Origin of the sequence: Niveispirillum lacus (assembly GCF_002251795.1) — a bacterium.
GTDB classification, from domain to species: domain Bacteria; phylum Pseudomonadota; class Alphaproteobacteria; order Azospirillales; family Azospirillaceae; genus Niveispirillum; species Niveispirillum lacus.
The window spans coordinates 118093-135545 of sequence record NZ_NOXU01000022.1; the positions used below are offsets into that span (position 1 = coordinate 118093).

A 17453-nucleotide genomic window follows, 5' to 3' on the forward strand; every position below is an offset into this window, starting at 1 on the left:
CCCCTCACTGAATCACGATCACCGGGAACATGTTGGTCCGGATTGACTTGTCCAGTTCCACGTCCAGATCGGTGGCCAGATCGCGGACCAAGTCGGTCATGGTCTTTTCCCGCTGCGCCAAAGTGACATCCTCTGCGACGGTGGTGGAGCGAGCGACAGCGGCCGACACACTGCCGGTAAACCCGCGGGAGGTGCCATCAACCACGATCTCGACCTGGAACTTCCCCTCATATTTCTGTGACTGGTCTTTGGTGAACCAGCCTTTGATGCCTGTCGTGCGGTCCAGTTCGATCTCCTTGACCGAGGCATCCTTAATGATCACACGGGCCCGACCCTGGGGACCGCCAGCCTTCAGGCGCGAGGTGGCCCAGATACGCACGGCGTCAGACGGCGTCAATGGCAGTTCATGGTCAATATTGGGTGGAGCCATCGGGGCTGCATAGGTGCTTTCGACCTCAATACTGGCCACATCCAGTATGATGGGTTCCCGACTGGAAAAATCCACAATCGACTGTGCCGCGCTCGGCAGGGAGGCCAGCAGCGGTATGGCCAGGGCAAGGGACAGCAGCGAACGGCGCAGCATGATAGGGTCCTGTTGTTGTTGCATGGGCACAGAACGCCAGCATCGGCCGGAGCCATGGCACTTTCATGGCACGCATCTTGCCTTCCCGATGGGCAGTCGGCAAGTGTGCCGCGCCGCCGGGAGATCAGGCCAGACTATTGATGGCGCTGCGTTCGATTTCATCCTGGGTGCGGATCAGGGCCAGGTTGGCCTGGAAGGCCCGGAGTGACGAAATCTGATCCAGACGTTCTGCCGCCGGATCAACGTTCGGCGCTGCGATCAACCCATCGGTATTCGCATCAGTGCTGTCAGGCTGGTATTCAGGAATGTAGGCAGGGGTGACCGGCCGCGCCACCACGCGGGTGCCCTGTCCCTGACCATTCGGGCCACCCACGGCCGTCTGGGAAAAACTCTGTGGCTGATAGGCCTGGGTCTGGTCGGGCTGCACCGTTCCATCGGCTGCCGGGATTGCACCGGTGCTGCGCTGGTTCGCCACATTGTTGGCGCTACCGGCCAGACGCTGTGTCTGTGCCAAGGCGCCGGACAGGGCCGTACTGATGCTGCCGATGGACATGGTGACTGATCTCCCTACCCCTTATTTTGGTACCAACGGGCGTTCCAGGCAAGGGGGGGACAAAAAAGCTCAGAAAAGCAACGACCGGCCCTGCTGAGGGGGCCGGTCGTGCCTGGACCACTTGGATCGGAAGGGGCGGGACGAACCCACCCCACCTTATCAGAACGCGTAGGTCAGGGTCGCCACGAAGCGGCTGTCACCCAGCGGGCCAGCGCCCTTCACGTCGGTGTCGGTGTACTTCAGATCCAGGACAAACGGATCGAACTTCACGGCGATACCGCCCTGGTAGTCCTGGTAATCGGTGCCGTTATCCAGCTCGTTGAAGCCGATGGCGCCATAGACGGACACGGTCTCGGTGACAGCAACCGAGGTGCCGCCCGCGAAGTACCAGGCGTCACCACCAGCAGCGCCGAAGAATTCCGGCGAGTAGTAGAGCTTACCGGTCAGCGTGACCTTGTCGATGGCATAGGCGAGATCCAGGCCAGCCTCGAAATAATCGAACTCGGCGGAGCCATCGGCACCCGGATAGGTGTAGTAGTAAGCGCCAACCGTGTAGGTCAGGTTATCGACGCTGTTGGTGTAGCCGGCGATCAGGTCGACCTCGATATCGGCGTCAGAGCCCAGATCGACGTTCGAGCCCCAGGCGGACACGAAGAAACCGCTCTCATGGCTGGCGGTCAGGCCGGCCTGGAAGGCAGGGTCGCTGTCGGTCTGGCTATAGCCGCGGAACACATAGTCGCTGGTGATGGCAGCCGTACCAGAGAAGCTGAACGAGGCGTCTTCAGCCTGCGCGGCGGCAGCACCACCCAGCATGGCGAGAGCAATCGCGGTGGAGGCGACGAACTTGGAGAAACGCATGAACCACTCCTTATGAGGCATTTATGGTTGGGTCCCCGCACCCTTCAGCAATTCTGGTGCCAAAGGTGTGTTACTCGGGCTTTCCCGCCTATTATGGGAGTTTCCAACCGGATCGCCTAGAAGCCGCACATGCTGCTGTGCAACATTCCCGGACACTGTTGCAAAAAAAATACGCAGTGACCTTAATGGTGCACAAAAAGTGGCCAGTTCGCCCTGAAAATGACACAAGCCGCGCCTTTGCAGGGCGGCTTGTGCATTCCCCAAGCGGTCAGCGCCAGGTCAGGATCAGATGTAATAGGCTTGCAACGGCGAGAAGCCGTTAAAATTCACCGCGGAATAGGTGGTGGTATAGGCGCCGGTCGCCATGATCGTGACCTTATCACCAATCTTCAGCGAGGTTGGCAGGCGGTATTCCGCCTTTTCATACAGCACATCGGCACTGTCACAGGTGGGTCCGGCCAGTATAACTGCTTCCGCAGGCCCGTCACGCTCGGTCTGGATCGGGTACTGGATGGCTTCGTCCATGGTTTCCGCCAGGCCACCGAACTTGCCGATATCCAGATAGACCCAGCGCTTGTCGTCATTGGCCGACTTGCGCGAGATCAGCACCACTTCGGATTGGATGATGCCGGCATTGCCGACCATGCCGCGGCCCGGTTCGATGATCGTTTCCGGCAGGCGATTGCCGAAATGGCGGCGCAGACTGTCATTAATGGCTTCGCCATAGGCTTGGCTGGTCGGCACATCCTTCAGGTAGCGGGTCGGGAACCCGCCGCCCATGTTCACCATGGACAGCATGACGCCCTGTTCCTCACAGGCCTTGAAGATGCCGGCAGCGGTGGCCAGTGCGATGTCCCACTGCTTCAGGTCGCGCTGTTGGCTGCCGACGTGAAAAGACACGCCATAGGGGCGGACATCCATCTTCGACGCCTGGATCAGCAGATCACGGGCCATGTCTGGCTCGCACCCGAACTTGCGCGACAACGGCCAGTCAGCGCCTTCGCCCGATGTCAGAATGCGGCAGAAGACGCGGGCCCCTGGCGCATGCTCGGCGATCTTCTCCAACTCTTCGATGCTGTCGAAAGCGAAAAGATCGATACCCAATTGGTGAGCCGTGCGGATGTCGCCGGCCTTCTTGATTGTATTGCCAAAGGAGATACGGTCAGGCGTGGCGCCAGCATCCAGGCAATACTGGATCTCCGGGACAGAAGCCGTATCAAAGCAGGAGCCGTTTTCCACCAACAGGCGCAAGATGGCGGGGGCCGGGTTTGCCTTTACAGCATAGAAGATTCGGCTGTCAGGCATGGCGGTGGCCAGTTTGTTGTAATTGTCGGCAACCACATCCAGGTCCACGACCAGGCAGGGCGTGGCGGGGGTCTGTTCAGCGAAGAATCGGGCAATCTTCTCGGTCATCATGGACTCCGAGGCGGCATGAAGCGGGGGATATCAGGGGGTGAAATGGCATGTGCCGGGTCTCAGAAAGACCCGGTTCCGCCCAAGCGTGCCGCGAAACGCAGCCGGCCCAGGCGGGTCAGATACTGGTCATGACGCCAGGAAGAATCGACGCGCCGATATCCGACACCCGACCGGAACCATCAAAAGACACGGGGAGCGCAACCGGCACCCCGAACACAACAACAACCATCGTAGCCTCCAATTCGCCGCCTTGTTTAAGGGACGGACGAGGATACGCGTTACGTCGTTGCATAACCCCACCGGGTCGACGGCTCCGCCCAGTCTTGAAAAGGACCATCGGGCGGGTGTGGGGGCCATAGGCACGTGCGCTGCGATGTGCGGCTGTATAGGGCCGAAGCCTCGACGGCGAAAGTGGTTTTTTGTTTCCGGTTCGTGAAAATGCGCATAGGTCCGATACCCCCAGCACAAATCACATTTTCGCCACTTTCAGGTCGGACTTTGGTCATGCGGGACTTCCATCGTGCATCTGGGAACGCCGAGACGACTTGAGACACCCCGTCTCGGCGGACATTTCCAGGCCCCATTATGGATTGTCCGCCCGCACATGCTGGTCCTGCCCCGGATCGGCACCATTTCACGGCCACCGCACCAGCCCCCGCGGTGGCCGTTTCTTTGTCTGGAATATCTATCTTTCCGCCTGTGCTTTCTGGCATTTTGGCCGGCACCCGCGCCCAAGCCAGCCAGGAGCCGTTCCCGTGACCCAGGGCCAGAACAGCCGAGCCGAACAGGGCCTTGCCGCCCGCCGCCTGACCTGTCTGAGGGGAGAGCGGGTGGTGTTTGCGGATCTGGACTTTAGCGCAACGCCCGGTAGTGCCTTGATCTTGCTCGGACCCAATGGCAGCGGCAAGTCCAGTCTGCTGCGCCTGCTGGCTGGCCTTTCGCGGCCTTTTTCCGGGGTGCTGACATGGAACGGGCAGGACATTGCCCAGGACCCGGATGCCCACCGTGCCCGTCTGCGGTATGCCGGCCATCAGGATGCAGTGAAACCTACCCTGACGGCGCTGGAGAATCTGTCGGTCTGGGCGGGTCTGGATGGGCTGCCTGATCCCGAGGAGCGCGCCGAACAGGCGCTGGTCGCCTTGGCCATGGACCATGTGGCTGATATGCCCGGCCGGTACCTGTCAGCGGGGCAGAAGAAACGGGTCAATCTGGCCCGATTGGCCCTGGCGCCAGCCGCTGTGGCTCCGCTCTGGCTGCTGGATGAACCGGCCACGGCGCTGGACCGCGACTCGATTGATCGCCTGGCGGTCCTGATCGCCGCTCACCGCCGGGCCGGTGGGCTGGTCGTCCTGTCTACCCATTCTGACCTTAACGTTCCCGAGGCTGTCAGCCTGAACCTGGCCGATTTCGGGGCTACCGCGGATCAGGAGGAACGAGAGCATGAGGCGGTGGGAGCCCAGGGATGAGCGGTTTCCTGCGACTGCTGCGCCGTGACTTGCGGCTGGCCCTGCGTCAGGGCGCTGATGCTGCCATGGCGGTGCTGTTTTTTGTCCTGTGCGTGATCATGTTCCCCTTCGGCATCGGGCCGGAACCGGGCGTGCTGGCCCGGATCGCACCCGGTGTCATTCTGGTGGCGGCCCTGCTGGCTTCGCTGCTCTCGCTGGATCGGCTCTTTCAGGCCGATCATGAGGATGGGTCGCTGGAACTGCTGTCCTTGTCGGCCCTGCCGATGGAAGCGGTTGCGGCGGCGAAAATTCTGGCCCACTGGCTGGTCACAGGGGTGCCGCTGATCCTTGCGGCCCCTCTGTTGGCCCTGTTTTTGAACCTGCCGGCCGATGGCTTTCTGATCCTGCTGGCGACATTGCTGCTGGCCACGCCGCTGCTGAGCCTGATCGGTGGGATCGGTGCGGCCCTGACACTGGGCGCAAGGCGCGGCGGTGTTCTTCTGCCTTTACTTGTGCTGCCACTCTATATTCCCGCGTTGATCTTTGCCGCCGCCGCCGTCGATTCGGTTTTGACGGGGCAGGCAGCCCGGCCACATCTGCTGTTACTGTCCGGTCTTCTCGCGGCCGCCCTGCCGCTTTCGCCCTGGGGGGCCGCCGCCGCCCTGCGCGCAGCTCTGGAATAGACCGTCTGGAACACAAGGGCTGCGCCGCATTGCGCCTGAATGGTTGCATACCCGTTGGAAGTACATCGTTAGCGATTCCCGGCTTGCCCGAAAGGGGGGCTTCCCTTAAATTCTCAAGGCCGGCGTCCAGTGCCGGACCTGCGGACTGTAATGTCCGCCAAGTCAAGCCGCCTCTCGATACCCGGTTCTCCGGGGCACGGTTCCGGCGGCCGAAAAGGGCACTGTGACGGGGGAACGGCGTGTTCGGCTTCTTCATGCGCAGCGAACGGGTCATCATCGTTGATGATGATGACAATATCCGGTCGGTGACCATCGGTCCGCGGCAAAGGTTGCGCCCCGCGCTTTTAGCGGTGGCGGCCTTGTCCGGCATGCTTGTCGCCGGGGCGGGCTGGATGGTAACCGCCTTCGCCCTGCGCGACAGCCGTGACAGTGTTTCCCACATGGATCAGGGGGCTGCCAATCTCGCCACCCAGCTTGCCGACAGTCGTGAACAATTGTCCCGCGTAGCAGGTGATCTGGAACGGGTCCGTGAGGCCCTGGATTCCGCCCTCGCAGAGGAGGCGGAGTCTCGCGCCCGTATTGATGCGGCTCTGGCTGTTTTGTCCGACGCTGACAAAGACGGCTCAAAAACCCCACGCCAGGTTCTGGCGGCCATTCGTAACCAGTTGGCACCGCTGCGCGTTAATCCGGAAGAGGGCGCAGGCCATCTGCGTGCCGCCCAGGAATCGCTGCAACTGATCACCGATATCGGGCAGGAAGCGGCCTCCCGCCGCGCCCAATCCGCGATTACTGCGCTTTCTCTGGCCCTGGAGGAGGCGGAAACCGCCCCATCGCCGCAACCCACCCTGACGCTCGCGACGGAGGGGCTTGGTAAGGCCCTGGCCGAAGCCCAGGCCCAGGCGCAGCGGGCGCGGGCGGAGGCGGAGATGGCTTGGGCCGAACGCAATGACATGGCTGCCGCCAAGGCAGAAAGCGATCGGCGTCTGGAGGAGGTTGCAGCGGGGCAGGTCGCGCTGCTGACACGCCTAACCGAACATGCCGAACTGCGTATCGAAGCCATTGAAGGGGAACTGAAGAATACCGGTCTTAATCTGGATAAGGTGTTGCGTGCGATGGACCAGCCCCCCCGGGGCGTCGGCGGTCCGCTGATCAGCCTGACGGAACTGCCGGCTCACGGCTTGCCAGCCGCCGCGCAGGCCGCTTTGAACCAGCTCGAGTCGCGCCTGGATCGGCAGGCAAGGCTGCGCGCGCTGGCCAATTATCTGCCCCTGACCCCGCCGGTCGATAATTTCTATGTCTCCAGTGGCTTTGGCAGCCGTCGTGATCCTTTCACCAAACAATGGGCGGCCCATACTGGCCTGGATCTGGTGGCCAAGGAAGGGTCACCGGTCACTTTGCCCGCTGCCGGTCGTGTGGCGGCAGTCACCTATGACGAGGGATACGGTCATATGGTGGAGATCGATCACGGGCTCGGCGTACGCACCCGATACGCCCACATGAAGAAAATCATGGTTAAGGAAGGCGAAATGCTGGACCCTGGCCGGCAGGTTGGCACGCTGGGCGATAGTGGCCGCAGTTCTGGCCCGCACCTGCATTATGAGGTGTTGGTGGAAGGCAAGCCGGTGAACCCGCTGCGTTTCATGGAGAGGGGGCGGCATGTTTGCGAAGGTTAAGGAACGGATCGACAGCAGCACCAAACCCGCCGGTCGCCCGGCCAGCGGCACCGGCAACGGCGGGGCCGATCGCCCGATGCCGTCCATTGTCAGCCGCGATATGCGGGTGATGGGCAATCTTGACACGCCGGGGGAGGTGCATGTTGAAGGCATCGTGGATGGCGACATACGCTGCACGAAGCTGATCATCGGCGCTACTGGCACGGTCAATGGCCATATCTTGGCCACCACCGTTCGCGTACATGGTCAGGTTCGCGGCGAAATCAACGCCGAAGAGGTATTCATCCTTAACGGCTCCACCGTTCAGGGCGATGTCGTGCAGACCGTGCTGGAAATTGCACCCGGGGCCAGTTTTGAAGGCGGCATTCGCCGTCGGCAGGGAGACGTACCCGCAGCCATGCTGGCCGCGCCCGTTGCCCCCCCTGTCGAGCTGGAAACGGATGGCGAACCTGAACCACTGCTGCTGGCCACGCAAACCGACGAAAGCCTTGCAGAAGATGTGGTGGCACCGGTCGTCACCAACGAGCCGCCAGAGGCCGCCAATAGTGGCGATGATCTGAGCGAAAAGAAGGTCGGCTGATATCCAGCCAAACCTTCGCTGGCGTCGGCTTACCGGCCATCGCCCGAGGGCGGCGGCGGCGCTGCCATCGGTGCTCGGTCAGGGTCGAGCGCAATGCCCCCCGGTGGTGGGGGCGGCAGGTCCGGATCGCTATGCATCCGGCGCTCATTGATCAACAGACGCGGTGGCCGCATCTCGGCCAGACGGCGGCGTGCCTCAGGCGACAGTTTGCCCAGCACGTCGATGATCCGGTCGGTCTGTGCCTTCTCCAGCGACTGGCGCTCGGCAGCAGCACTTTCCAGTTCGGCTCGCAAGGCGACCGGATCAAACGGCTCGGCACGCACCAGATCACGCAGACGATCAATTCGATCTCGGAACGATCTGGCCTTGACCATGAATTTTTCCATGTCGGAGCCGAAATGTTCCTTCAGTATCTTTGCGTCGGCCTCGGGCAGGTCGTCCATCATCCGATGCATGGCAAATAGCGGTCCGCCGGGGCTGCCCGGTCCGTCCGGTGCCATCATCACCATCTTGTCCCCATGCGTCGATTTGGGGCCAAGCCAACGCGGAACCATGGTGCCCAAAAGGAACAGGTTCAGGCCGACCGACGCCAGAAGCGCGGTCTGTAACAAACGGTCGCGGTTCATTGGAACAGACTTTCCAGGGCGGACGGGGTGAGCAGCGCGCTGGGCAGGTCACTGGCGGCAGTCACGGCGGTTGCCGCAACCTCGCCGCCCTTGCCGGCACCTGTGGCGGTGACGGGGGTAAAGGCCCCGACCAGAATGCCAGCGGCAGTGCAGGCCGCCAATCCCGCTGCACGCGGCACGATCTGCCCCCAGCCTCGCAGCATTGCCAGCGCACGCTGCAAGAAAGGGTCACGCCTCCGCGCCAAGCCCGGCACCGGCAAGTCCTGCAAGGCGCCGGCCACGACACGGGCCACGCGCTCATCCATGATCAGCGGCGGATCCAGCCGATCCAGCATGGCATCCAGCATCGCGGCCTGCTGCTGCTGCATCCGTGCCTGTGGCGAGTTGGCGAGCAGCAACTGGGCGTCGGCCCGAACATCCTCCGGCCATCGCCGGGGTTCGGCCCCATATTGTTCCAGCAGCGCCTGGAAGGCGGCCATCCCCATGGCCGTCTTCCCGCCTGCCTCATTGGTCGGTTCCCTCATTCTTCATCCTCCCCAACGCCCGTAATCCCCAGGGCGGTGAGCCGGCCCCGAAGGGCACGGCGGGCACGGGCCAACAGTGATTCCACTGCCGGCACTGACAGGTCCAGTGACCGCCCGGCCTCGGCGGCACTCATTTCTTCATAATAGCACAGGGCGATGGCCACCCTTTGCCGCTCCGGCAACTCGGCCAGAGCCGCCGCAATGGTATCCGACATCTGCCGCCGGGCAATCAGTGTGCCGGCAGCGGGTGACGGGTCAGGCACGTCCGGGGCGTCTTCTAACGCCTCGAACCCCTGTTTGCGGCGACGGTCGATGCACAGATTGACGACAACACGATGCAGCCAGGTGGAAAAACGCGCGGAACCGCCCGCTTCCCACTGTCCGGCCTTGGTCCAAACCTTGACCCAGGCCTCCTGCACCACTTCGTCCGCTTCCGCTGCGTTGTTCAGAACGCGTTGGGCCACGGATAGCGCACGGGCGCTGTGGCGGGTTGCCAGCAGCGTAAATGCACCCCGGTCCCCGTTGGCAATCCGCGCCAATAGGGTGTCGTCATCCACCATGGGGTCCGCAAGAACCATACCGGTCACGGTCACCTGCGTATCCTTATGTCGATCCCGTCCGGCCGTGCCAGACCTTCGGGCATCACGCCCTGGCAGGTCCAGCGGTGACGGGAGCCGCTTCGTCGCCAGCATGATCCTTCCACGGTCTGGGGGGCCAGTGCCTGTCGCGGGCTGGAATGCGCCGTGGCTGATAAGGAAGAAATTTTTTCCGCACTCCGCGACAGGAATTGTTTGCGTGTTGCGTAAAAGCAATATCGCAGGCTGGTGCCCCATCCCACCCAAAGCACCAGTTACCGCCGATGGCTCCGGACGCCCCATCCACCATCGGCCCAGCGATACAAGGGAAGTCCGCCCCCGGTCGTCCGGTTCCGCCTGCCCGCCCCTTCAATGGCGGCCCCGGAACCGGGGGCGGCAGCCCGAACCTTGTGTAGTTCCTCACTCCAGAGTGCCTGCCCCCGTCGCCCCTGCCTGGGCGACGGGGGTTTCTGATGGCCCCTAACCCCGCGCCGGCACGGTCTGGCTGATCAGGAACAGGGTGGCGGCGGCAGCGACAATGGCCGGACCGGTTGGGATGTCGACTTGTAACGACGCACCAAGTCCAGCCACGACCGCCCCTACGCCGATCAAGGCGGCCATGACCGCCATTGCCTCCGGTGCCCTCGCAAAACGGCGGGCGGCGGCGGCTGGAATGATCAGCAGAGCGGTCACCAGAAGGATGCCCACGATCTTCATGGCCAGTGCGATGATGATGGCGATCATCAAGGTGAAGCCCAGCCGCACGCGCCGTACCGGCACCCCTTCGACCCGCGCCAGATCCTCATCCACTGTCAGGGCCAGCAGCGGTCGCCAGATCCAGCCCAGGAGTGCCAGGACCAGCGCCCCCCCGCCCCAGATGGCATAAAGATCGGCATCGCCCACAGCCAGAATATCGCCGAACAGATAGGACAACAGGTCAACCCGCACCGACCCCAGCACCGCCAGAGCGATCATGCCCAGGCTGAGGGTAGAATGCGAAATGATGCCCAGCAGCGTATCGCTGCCCAGGCGCCGCTGTTCCTGCAACAGGGTCAAGGCCAGGGCAATGGTCAGGCAGACCAGCACGATGCCGGTCTGGGTACCGATCCCCGTCAGGAAACCCAAAGCCACGCCCAGCAAGGCCGAATGCGACAATGTATCGCCGAAATAGGCCATGCGCCGCCAGACGATCACGCATCCCAGCGGCCCCGTGACCAACGCGAGCCCGACCCCGGCCAGCAGGCCGCGTAACAGGAAATCATCCATGACGGTGCCCTCCATGCGCTTGGTCATGGCCGTGAAGATGGTGGTGATCATGGCCGCAGCCTTGATGCTCGCTATGGGCTGTATGCTCGTGGCCCGCCGGCACCACACAGCCATCATCGGCATGGGAATGGTCGTGGCTATGGTGATAAATGGCCAGAGCATCGGCATGTCGGCCAAACAGAGCGACATATTCGGGATGGCGTGACACATCTTCGGGCTTGCCATGGCAGCAGACATGCCGGTTGAGGCAGATCACCGTATCGGTGCGCGCCATCACCAGATGCAAATCATGGCTGACCAGCAGAACGCCACAGCCGCGCCGATTGCGGATGGAACCAATCAATTCAAACAATTCGATCTGCCCATGCACATCCACCGCCTGGACTGGTTCATCCAGAACCAGCAGATCCGGTTGGCGCAACAAGGCGCGCGCCAGAAGCACCCGTTGTAGTTCCCCGCCTGACAGGGTCTGGATGGCGCGGTCGATGGCGTGGGCTGCCCCCACTTCCGCTAGGACCACCTGCATGTCCGCCCGCCTGGCGCGCGACCACAACGACAGGAAACGTGAAACCGGCATCGGCAGCGTAACATCCACGGCAAGACGCTGCGGCATGTAGCCGATTTTCAAGCCGGGAGCGCGCGTGACTGTGCCATCAGTCGGTTTCACCAGCCCGAGACAAAGTTTGACCAGGCTTGTCTTTCCGGCCCCGTTCGGCCCGATCAGTGTAACGATCTCTCCACGACCGATCGACAGGGAAACGGTGTCAAGAATCGTGCGACCATCGCGCGTCAGGCTGATATTCCGGGCTTCCAGTAAAGGGGGGGCTGTCAAAGGGCGGCTCCTCTGGCGCATGCTGGCTGGGCTGCCTTGCGCCTGCCGCAGGGTTTACGCCATGCCCGTCGCCTTGACAAACGTTACATTATAACACATCTGCAGATCACTTCCCCGGTATCAGGTTTCTGTCCATGTTCCGCTCTCTGTCCCTTGCCACCTTTCTGGCCGGTTTTCTGGTACTGCCTGCCCTGGCTGCGGCACCGCCCCCCGATGTGGTGGTGTCGGTGAAGCCGCTGCATTCGCTGGCATCCGGCGTGATGCTGGGCGTGGGCGAACCGTACCTGTTGGTGCGTGGGGCTGCCAGTCCGCACGCGTTTTCCCTGCGCCCCTCCGATGCCAAGGCTCTATCAGAGGCGGAACTGGTGGTCTGGGCCGGTCCGGGAGTGGAGAATTTCCTGCGAAAGCCTCTGTCGACCCTTGGCCGTGATGCCCAGGTCCTGACCTTGGTGAGAGAACCATCGGTCCGGGTGCTGCCGGTGCGCAAGGGTGGGGCTTGGGAGGCGCATGATCATGACCATGCGCATGAAGGCAGGCCCGACGCCGAACTGGACACCGATGGCCATGTCTGGCTGGACCCGCTGAACGCCAAGGCTATCACTGATCTGATCGCCGCCCGGTTGTCGGCGCTGGACCCTACCCGAACCGCCCTCTATCAGGCCAACGCCGATCGTCAGAAGCAGGCTATCGACCGGCTGGATGCGGAAATGCGGGATGCTCTCGCACCTGTAAAGGATCGGCCCTTCATCGTATTCCATGATGCTTACCATTATCTCGAAGACCATTACGGCTTGAACGCCGCCGGGGCGATCACCGTGTCGCCTGACCAGCCGCCGGGTGCTGCCCGCCTGAAGGCCCTGCGCGCACGCATTAATCAGGCTGGCGCCGTCTGCATCTTCGCGGAGCCGCAGTTTGAGCCGGCTCTGGTCCGCACCTTGGCCCAGGGGACCAAGGCCCGTACCGGCATTCTGGACCCCGAGGGGGCCAACATCCCCGATGGGCCTGATCTTTATGGTGAGTTGATGCGCTTCAACCTGCGCTCACTGGTGGATTGTCTTTCCGGGGGCTGATCCCGGACGCCCGGCATGTTATCGGTTCTGCCCAATCGATTTGAGCAGCAGGGGATAGTGATGCGTATCGGGATCGTGGGCGGCAGCGGCCGCATGGGTCAGATGCTGATCCGTGAGGTTCTGGGCACCAAGGAAGCCACGCTGTCGGGTGCGACGGAACGCCCCGGTTCCGCAGCTATCGGTCGTGACCTGGGCGCGCTGATCGGCGGCGATCCGATCGGTGTCGTTGTCACCGATGATCCCGTCGCCCTGTTTGCGGGAAGCGACGCAGTGATCGACTTCACGGCCCCTGCAGCGACGGTTGCCCATGCCGCCCTGGCTGCTCAGCATGGGACTGCCCTGATTGTGGGCACGACCGGCCTGTCCCCCGATGACCATGTCAGGCTGGCGGAGGCTGCGGCCAAGGCTCCCTTGGTAGTGGCTGCCAATTTTAGCCTGGGCGTTACCCTGCTGGCCGGGTTGGTGCGCAAGGTGGCTGCGACCCTGGGCCCGGACTGGGATATCGAGATTGTGGAGATGCATCACCGGCATAAGGTGGATGCGCCCAGTGGCACAGCGCTGGCCTTGGGTCATGCCGCCGCCACTGGCCGTGGCGTCCATCTCCCCGATGTGAAGGATGCCGTACGCGACGGGCATACAGGCGCGCGAACCCCTGGCGATATCGGTTTCGCCACCCTGCGCGGCGGCGATGTGGTAGGCGACCATACTGTCATCTTCGCGACAGAGGCGGAACGCCTGGAACTCTCGCACAAGGCCGGCAGCCGCGCGATTTTCGCGCGCGGCGCTGTTCGCGCGGCCGTCTGGGCTGCGGGCAAGGCGCCGGGCCTCTATTCCATGGATGATGTACTGGGCCTTTAACCGACGGCCATCCCGCGACTAAGACGGTGCACCGCTTCCATCAGCACTTCGTCCCGCTTGCAGAAGCAGAAACGGACAAGGTGTGTCGGGGCGTCGGTTTCAAAGAAAGCGCTGATCGGGATGGCGGCCACGCCGACCTGTTCCGTCAGTTGCAGACAGAAGCGGCGGTCATCTGTAGCGATCTCGCTGGCGGCCAGATCGACGGTCAGAAAGTACGTCCCCGCACAGTGCAGGACGACCAGCCCGGCCGCGCGTAAACCCGCCGACAGAAGATCACGTCGACGCTCCATGTCACGGGAAAGATCCCTGAAATAAGCATCGTCTTTGCCCAGGCCCAAGGCCACCGCCTGTTGCAGGTTGGGCGGGGTGGTGAAGGTCAGAAACTGGTGAGCCTTGATGATGGGGGATAGCAAGCGGGCGGAGCCGGTAATGTAGCCCACCTTCCAGCCTGTCAGCGAAAAGGTCTTGCCTGCGGACCCGATGCGCAATGTGCGGTCCCGCATGCCGGGCAAGGTCATCAGCGGGATATGCCGGCGCCCGTCAAAGACCAGATGCTCATAGACCTCATCGCACAGGGCCGTGATGTCATGGCGGATGACAAAGCGAGACAAGATTGTCAGTTCGTCCAGGGTCCACACCTTCCCCGCCGGGTTTTGGGGGTTGTTGATCAGGACCAGCTTGGTTCTGTCACTGAACGCTGTCTCCAGGTCCGCCTCCGTAAAGGTCCAGTCAGGGGTCTTTAGGCTGACGAAACGGGGGATGGCCCCGGCCCGGCGGATAATGGGAGCGTAACTGTCGTAAAGCGGCTGGAACAGAACCACCTCGTCCCCGGGCTCCAGCAGGCCAAACAGGCAGGCAGCCAGCGCCTCCGTAGCCCCGCTGGTCACCAGCGTCTCGGTCGCCCAATCAACCTCCAGCCCATAGAAACGGGCATTGTGGGCGGCCACTGCCTGGCGCAGGGCGGGCAGGCCCGGCATGGGCGGATATTGGTTCCAGCCGTCAGTCAGATAGCGGGCGGCGGCATCTACAATGTCGGGCGGGCCGTTGCCATCGGGGAAGCCTTGGCCCAGATTGATGGCCTTATGCTGATCGGCCAGCCGCGACATCACCTCAAAGATCGTGGTGCCCAGGGCGGAAAAGGTGCTGTTGCCCGCTTTCATCATCTTGTCCATATCAGGAGGGCATCGCCCTTGTGCCTGACCTGCCAGGTTCCCGTCAAAGTGGCCGGTGTATCGACCGTGTCAGTATCCCGGATACTGACCAGACGCTGTTCTGCCCGAAAGCCATGGCGTGTGCCAGTGTCCCAAGGGGAAGGCCATTCACCAGCCTTGCGGGCGATGAGAATCGGTCCCGCTCAGTTGTTGAGCAGGGCCGCCTGTTCCTCCAACCCATAATGCCGCATGATGGCGGAAAGCCGGCCATTCTCCCGCAGGCGCCGGGTTCCCTCCGCCATGATGCGGGCCAGTTCTGGCGCACGTGGATCGTTCTGGGAGAAGCCGACAAACAGGTCGGCATCATCCTTCAAGGAGTGGGTCACCATCTGCTGTTGCATGCCCATTCGTCGAACCTGCCAGCGCAGGACATTATGGTCATCCAACAGCATGTCGATACGGCCGGCCGACAGCATACGCAGTCCCTGCACCAGATGCGAATAACCAAACCCGCTCAGGACAACAATTCGGTCCGGATTATTGATATTCTTGTCAACATACTCCTGTAGAGTACCGCCATAGTCATAATCCTTGATTACGCCTACGCGGAACCGCTCAAAATCCTCTGGCTTGGCAAAGGTGAAGGTCTGGGGACGGGCCATGACGACCGCATTCGCAGAGTTGCCTTGAGCAATGGCCGGTAGCAGGGCCGCACCATCCATGGTCGAGGCAACGCCAGGCAGGGCCGTGGCGCTACCATCCTTGGCCATGCGTTTCATCGTGGCGAAATTGACAACCCGATACTCGACCTTAAACCCAAGCCCTTCAAATATCTCACGAGTCATGTCGACCATGTACCCCTCACGCCCATCCGCGTCGGGATCGCAGGCATAGGGGCACCAGGGATCGGAGGCGATGATGATAGGTCGTTCCCGTTCCGCTGCCGTTAGTTCACGGGCGCGCGTCTCAAACGTCCCAGCGACAAGGCTCAGGCACGCGATAACAACCGGCAAGGGGCGCATAAGGCGCGGCAAGGTAAAGCGCATAGGGTTGGAATATACGCTGCCCAGTGCCACAAATCACGCGATGACTTCATCGGCGTGAAATAAAGATGATGCAAAGGCGGCCGGCGGGTTGCCTTGCGGAACGCCGCCGGCCGCTTTGCGTAACAGGATTACTCCGCTGCCTGCGCCAGTTCCGCTGGGTTTGAACCAGCGGGCTTGACCCAACGCAGCACCGGCTTGCGGGCGGCCTGGGTCTCATCCAGGCGTTTGCGCGGGGTCAGGCGGGGCGCGGCCTGGAAATGGGCCAGATCACCGGCTTTAGCCTTTTCCGCCAGATGACGCATGGTCCCAATGAACTGATCCAGGGTACGCTTGCTCTCGGTCTCTGTCGGCTCAATCAGAAGGGCCCCATGGACGACCAGCGGGAAATACATAGTCATCGGGTGGTAACCCTCGTCGATCATCGCCTTGGCGAAGTCCAGCGGCGTAACGCCCGTCCCCTTCAAGAAGCGGTCATCGAACAGGGCTTCGTGCATGCACGGGCCCTCGAACGACGCTGACATGACATCCTTCAGGCTGGCCAGGACGTAGTTCGCGTTCAGGACAGCGTCAGACGCCACCTGGCGCAGCCCGTCAGCCCCGTGCGAGAGCATGTAGGACAGGGCGCGGACGAACATGCCCATCTGACCATGGAAACCCTTCAGGCGGCCGAACGGCTGAGCGTCGCCGGCATCCTTGGCATGTTCGACCAGGGCGAACCCGTCCTTGCCATGCACCACGAAGGGCAGGGGGGCGAACGGGGCCAGGGCATCCGACAGGACCACCGGGCCGGAACCCGGACCGCCACCGCCATGCGGGGTGGAGAAGGTCTTGTGCAGGTTGATATGCATGGCGTCCACGCCCAGGTCGGCAGGACGTACCCGGCCAACAATGGCGTTGTAGTTGGCGCCGTCACAGTAGAAATAGCCGCCGGCAGCATGGACTGCGTCGGCGATTTCCTTGATCTGCGGTTCGAACAGGCCACAGGTGTTGGGATTGGTCAGCATGATGCAGGCGACATCATCACCCAGCTTGGCCTTCACGGCCTCCACGCTGACGCGGCCATTCTCTTCCGCCGGGATCGTGTCCACGGTGAAGCCACAGAAGGCGGCGGTGGCCGGGTTGGTTCCATGGGCCGACTCGGGCACCAGCACACGACGGCGGTTGCTTTCGCCCCGCGCGTCCAAGGCGGCATGAATGGCCATCAGGCCGCATAGTTCGCCATGGGCACCAGCACCGGGCGACATGGCGACGGCAGGCATGCCCGTCAGCGTCTTCAGCCAATAGGCCAACTGATCAATCAGTTCCAACGCACCCTGCACGGTTTCCACCGGCTGCATTGGATGGATATCGCCAAAGCCCGGCAGACGGGCCATCTTCTCGTTCAGGCGCGGGTTATGCTTCATCGTGCACGAGCCCAGCGGATACATGGTCGTGTCGATGGCAAAGTTCTTCTGGGACAGGCGCGTGTAGTGGCGCACCACGTCGGGCTCGGCCAGTTGCGGCAGGCCGACGCCAGCGCGCGGTGACAGGCCGCTCAGGCGGGTCGTAGTGGTCACCGGTTTGGGCAGGTCCACACCGACCGCACCGGGATTATCCAGTTCGAAGATCAGCGCCTCTTCCTGCTGCAACGCCTTGTTGCCAGTAAAGGTCACGAGATCGCCGGTGACCGAAACGGAATGGGGGGTGCTGTCGCGACCCTGATTATTCATGGCCA

General features: G+C 62.6%; 18 protein-coding genes. 6 read left to right on the top strand and 12 right to left on the bottom strand.

Annotated features, from left to right (window positions below; translation table 11 throughout):
- Positions 1 to 4: 4 nt before the first annotated feature.
- The 4 genes from CHU95_RS04510 to CHU95_RS04525 form a co-directional block, all read right to left on the bottom strand.
- Positions 5 to 583, bottom strand: coding sequence for a hypothetical protein (locus tag CHU95_RS04510; protein WP_133065425.1), 579 nt, complete (start codon positions 581 to 583; stop codon positions 5 to 7).
- Between the two features lie 124 nt (positions 584 to 707).
- A complete protein-coding gene (locus tag CHU95_RS04515) occupies positions 708 to 1136 on the bottom strand; it encodes a flagellar basal body rod protein FlgC (protein ID WP_094454145.1) in 429 nt (142 codons plus the stop codon).
- Positions 1137 to 1295: 159 nt separating this feature from the next.
- Entirely contained in the window at positions 1296 to 1994 is a 699-nt protein-coding gene (locus tag CHU95_RS04520; protein ID WP_165772007.1) for a TorF family putative porin, read from the bottom strand.
- Between the two features lie 285 nt (positions 1995 to 2279).
- Positions 2280 to 3407, bottom strand: coding sequence for a type III PLP-dependent enzyme (locus tag CHU95_RS04525; RefSeq protein ID WP_094454306.1), 1128 nt, complete (start codon positions 3405 to 3407; stop codon positions 2280 to 2282).
- Positions 3408 to 4165: 758 nt separating this feature from the next.
- Here CHU95_RS04525 and ccmA point away from each other — a divergent pair.
- From ccmA to CHU95_RS04545, 4 genes are all read left to right on the top strand, one after another.
- Complete coding sequence (ccmA, locus tag CHU95_RS04530; protein ID WP_094454149.1) at positions 4166 to 4876, top strand: heme ABC exporter ATP-binding protein CcmA; 711 nt, start codon at positions 4166 to 4168, stop codon at positions 4874 to 4876.
- Positions 4873 to 5538, top strand: coding sequence for a heme exporter protein CcmB (ccmB, locus tag CHU95_RS04535; RefSeq protein WP_094454151.1), 666 nt, complete (start codon positions 4873 to 4875; stop codon positions 5536 to 5538). The genes ccmA and ccmB overlap by 4 nt, the downstream gene beginning before the upstream one ends.
- Positions 5539 to 5777: 239 nt before the next feature.
- Positions 5778 to 7211: a M23 family metallopeptidase gene (locus tag CHU95_RS04540; protein WP_094454153.1), complete on the top strand. Its 1434-nt coding sequence runs from the start codon at positions 5778 to 5780 to the stop codon at positions 7209 to 7211.
- A complete protein-coding gene (locus CHU95_RS04545) occupies positions 7195 to 7791 on the top strand; it encodes a bactofilin family protein (protein ID WP_094454155.1) in 597 nt (198 codons plus the stop codon). The genes CHU95_RS04540 and CHU95_RS04545 overlap by 17 nt, the downstream gene beginning before the upstream one ends.
- Positions 7792 to 7820: 29 nt before the next feature.
- On the opposite strand, the gene CHU95_RS04550 is transcribed toward CHU95_RS04545, so the two are convergent.
- The 5 genes from CHU95_RS04550 to znuC form a co-directional block, all read right to left on the bottom strand.
- The gene (locus CHU95_RS04550) at positions 7821 to 8417 is read right to left on the bottom strand and encodes a periplasmic heavy metal sensor (protein ID WP_094454157.1); all 597 of its coding nucleotides are present in this window, start codon (positions 8415 to 8417) and stop codon (positions 7821 to 7823) included.
- Positions 8414 to 8941: a hypothetical protein gene (locus tag CHU95_RS04555; RefSeq protein ID WP_094454159.1), complete on the bottom strand. Its 528-nt coding sequence runs from the start codon at positions 8939 to 8941 to the stop codon at positions 8414 to 8416. The genes CHU95_RS04550 and CHU95_RS04555 overlap by 4 nt, the downstream gene beginning before the upstream one ends.
- Positions 8938 to 9633: an RNA polymerase sigma factor gene (locus CHU95_RS04560; RefSeq protein ID WP_245837865.1), complete on the bottom strand. Its 696-nt coding sequence runs from the start codon at positions 9631 to 9633 to the stop codon at positions 8938 to 8940. The genes CHU95_RS04555 and CHU95_RS04560 overlap by 4 nt, the downstream gene beginning before the upstream one ends.
- A 363-nt stretch (positions 9634 to 9996) precedes the next feature.
- Positions 9997 to 10833 carry an iron chelate uptake ABC transporter family permease subunit gene (locus tag CHU95_RS04565; RefSeq protein WP_245837867.1) on the bottom strand — a complete coding sequence of 279 codons (837 nt, stop codon included), beginning with the start codon at positions 10831 to 10833 and terminating at the stop codon, positions 9997 to 9999.
- On the bottom strand, positions 10775 to 11614 hold the full coding sequence (gene znuC / locus CHU95_RS04570; RefSeq protein ID WP_245837869.1) for a zinc ABC transporter ATP-binding protein ZnuC: 840 nt from the start codon (positions 11612 to 11614) through the stop codon (positions 10775 to 10777). The genes CHU95_RS04565 and znuC overlap by 59 nt, the downstream gene beginning before the upstream one ends.
- 134 nt (positions 11615 to 11748) lie before the next feature.
- Here znuC and CHU95_RS04575 point away from each other — a divergent pair, with 134 nt between their 5' ends.
- Positions 11749 to 12684 carry a zinc ABC transporter substrate-binding protein gene (locus CHU95_RS04575; RefSeq protein ID WP_094454163.1) on the top strand — a complete coding sequence of 312 codons (936 nt, stop codon included), beginning with the start codon at positions 11749 to 11751 and terminating at the stop codon, positions 12682 to 12684.
- 60 nt (positions 12685 to 12744) lie between these two features.
- Complete coding sequence (dapB, locus tag CHU95_RS04580; RefSeq protein WP_094454165.1) at positions 12745 to 13542, top strand: 4-hydroxy-tetrahydrodipicolinate reductase; 798 nt, start codon at positions 12745 to 12747, stop codon at positions 13540 to 13542.
- Here the strand turns inward: dapB and CHU95_RS04585 are convergent.
- From CHU95_RS04585 to gcvPB, 3 genes are all read right to left on the bottom strand, one after another.
- Positions 13539 to 14702, bottom strand: coding sequence for an aminotransferase (locus CHU95_RS04585; RefSeq protein ID WP_094454312.1), 1164 nt, complete (start codon positions 14700 to 14702; stop codon positions 13539 to 13541). The two genes, dapB and CHU95_RS04585, sit on opposite strands and share 4 nt — an antisense overlap.
- A 194-nt stretch (positions 14703 to 14896) precedes the next feature.
- Positions 14897 to 15739 carry a substrate-binding periplasmic protein gene (locus CHU95_RS04590; RefSeq protein ID WP_094454167.1) on the bottom strand — a complete coding sequence of 281 codons (843 nt, stop codon included), beginning with the start codon at positions 15737 to 15739 and terminating at the stop codon, positions 14897 to 14899.
- 128 nt (positions 15740 to 15867) lie between these two features.
- Complete coding sequence (gene gcvPB / locus CHU95_RS04595) at positions 15868 to 17448, bottom strand: aminomethyl-transferring glycine dehydrogenase subunit GcvPB (RefSeq protein WP_245837879.1); 1581 nt, start codon at positions 17446 to 17448, stop codon at positions 15868 to 15870.
- Between the last annotated feature and the right edge of the window lie 5 nt (positions 17449 to 17453).

What these genes read in the sequence shown, in the direction of transcription:
- CHU95_RS04510 (WP_133065425.1), bottom strand. Translation starts at nt 583, where the DNA reads ATGCTGCGCCGTTCGCTGCTGTCCCTTGCCCTGGCCATACCGCTGCTG.
- CHU95_RS04515 (WP_094454145.1), bottom strand. Translation starts at nt 1,136, where the DNA reads ATGTCCATCGGCAGCATCAGTACGGCCCTGTCCGGCGCCTTGGCACAG.
- CHU95_RS04520 (WP_165772007.1), bottom strand. Translation starts at nt 1,994, where the DNA reads ATGCGTTTCTCCAAGTTCGTCGCCTCCACCGCGATTGCTCTCGCCATG.
- CHU95_RS04525 (WP_094454306.1), bottom strand. Translation starts at nt 3,407, where the DNA reads ATGACCGAGAAGATTGCCCGATTCTTCGCTGAACAGACCCCCGCCACG.
- ccmB (WP_094454151.1), top strand. Translation starts at nt 4,873, where the DNA reads ATGAGCGGTTTCCTGCGACTGCTGCGCCGTGACTTGCGGCTGGCCCTG.
- CHU95_RS04545 (WP_094454155.1), top strand. Translation starts at nt 7,195, where the DNA reads ATGTTTGCGAAGGTTAAGGAACGGATCGACAGCAGCACCAAACCCGCC.
- CHU95_RS04550 (WP_094454157.1), bottom strand. Translation starts at nt 8,417, where the DNA reads ATGAACCGCGACCGTTTGTTACAGACCGCGCTTCTGGCGTCGGTCGGC.
- CHU95_RS04555 (WP_094454159.1), bottom strand. Translation starts at nt 8,941, where the DNA reads ATGAGGGAACCGACCAATGAGGCAGGCGGGAAGACGGCCATGGGGATG.
- CHU95_RS04560 (WP_245837865.1), bottom strand. Translation starts at nt 9,633, where the DNA reads ATGCTGGCGACGAAGCGGCTCCCGTCACCGCTGGACCTGCCAGGGCGT.
- CHU95_RS04565 (WP_245837867.1), bottom strand. Translation starts at nt 10,833, where the DNA reads ATGATCACCACCATCTTCACGGCCATGACCAAGCGCATGGAGGGCACC.
- CHU95_RS04575 (WP_094454163.1), top strand. Translation starts at nt 11,749, where the DNA reads ATGTTCCGCTCTCTGTCCCTTGCCACCTTTCTGGCCGGTTTTCTGGTA.
- dapB (WP_094454165.1), top strand. Translation starts at nt 12,745, where the DNA reads ATGCGTATCGGGATCGTGGGCGGCAGCGGCCGCATGGGTCAGATGCTG.
- CHU95_RS04585 (WP_094454312.1), bottom strand. Translation starts at nt 14,702, where the DNA reads ATGAAAGCGGGCAACAGCACCTTTTCCGCCCTGGGCACCACGATCTTT.
- CHU95_RS04590 (WP_094454167.1), bottom strand. Translation starts at nt 15,739, where the DNA reads ATGCGCTTTACCTTGCCGCGCCTTATGCGCCCCTTGCCGGTTGTTATC.
- gcvPB (WP_245837879.1), bottom strand. Translation starts at nt 17,448, where the DNA reads ATGAATAATCAGGGTCGCGACAGCACCCCCCATTCCGTTTCGGTCACC.